The sequence below is a fragment of the Xenorhabdus thuongxuanensis genome, assembly GCF_001908095.1.
In the GTDB taxonomy this organism is placed as follows: Bacteria; Pseudomonadota; Gammaproteobacteria; order Enterobacterales; family Enterobacteriaceae; genus Xenorhabdus; species Xenorhabdus thuongxuanensis.
The window spans coordinates 1-1,085 of sequence record NZ_MKGR01000081.1; the positions used below are offsets into that span (position 1 = coordinate 1).

Here is a 1,085-nt window from a genome sequence, read left to right on the forward strand (position 1 = left end):
TCCTTCAGTACCCTCAAGGGGTAAGGGAAGACTCATCTTAAGGCAAGTTTCCCGCTTAGATGCTTTCAGCGGTTATCTCTTCCGCACTTAGCTACCGGGCAGTGCCATTGGCATGACAACCCGAACACCAGTGGTGCGTCCACTCCGGTCCTCTCGTACTAGGAGCAGCCCCTTGCAATCTTCCAACGCCCACGGCAGATAGGGACCGAACTGTCTCACGACGTTCTAAACCCAGCTCGCGTACCACTTTAAATGGCGAACAGCCATACCCTTGGGACCTACTTCAGCCCCAGGATGTGATGAGCCGACATCGAGGTGCCAAACACCGCCGTCGATATGAACTCTTGGGCGGTATCAGCCTGTTATCCCCGGAGTACCTTTTATCCGTTGAGCGATGGCCCTTCCATTCAGAACCACCGGATCACTAAGACCTACTTTCGTACCTGCTCGAGCCGTCACTCTCGCAGTCAAGCCAGCTTATGCCTTTGCACTAACCTCACGATGTCCGACCGTGATTAGCTAACCTTCGTGCTCCTCCGTTACGCTTTGGGAGGAGACCGCCCCAGTCAAACTACCCACCAGACACTGTCCGCAACCCGGATGACGGGCCGACGTTAGAACATCAAACATTCAAGGGTGGTATTTCAAGGATGGCTCCATGCAGACTGGCGTCCACACTTCACAGCCTCCCACCTATCCTACACATCAAGGCTCAAGGTTCAGTGTCAAGCTATAGTAAAGGTTCACGGGGTCTTTCCGTCTTGCCGCGGGTACACTGCATCTTCACAGCGAGTTCAATTTCACTGAGTCTCGGGTGGAGACAGCCTGGCCATCATTACGCCATTCGTGCAGGTCGGAACTTACCCGACAAGGAATTTCGCTACCTTAGGACCGTTATAGTTACGGCCGCCGTTTACTGGGGCTTCGATCAAGAGCGTCGCCTTGCGGCTAACCCCATCAATTAACCTTCCAGCACCGGGCAGGCGTCACACCGTATACGTCCACTTTCGTGTTTGCACAGTGCTGTGTTTTTATTAAACAGTTGCAGCCAGCTGGTATCTGCGACTGGCCTCGGCTCCAGGAGC

Annotated in this window: 1 rRNA gene; it reads right to left on the minus strand. The window is 54.2% G+C overall.

Annotated elements, in window-relative coordinates:
• Nucleotides 1-1,085: ribosomal RNA gene (locus tag Xentx_RS18095) — 23S ribosomal RNA — on the minus strand; the annotation flags it as partial.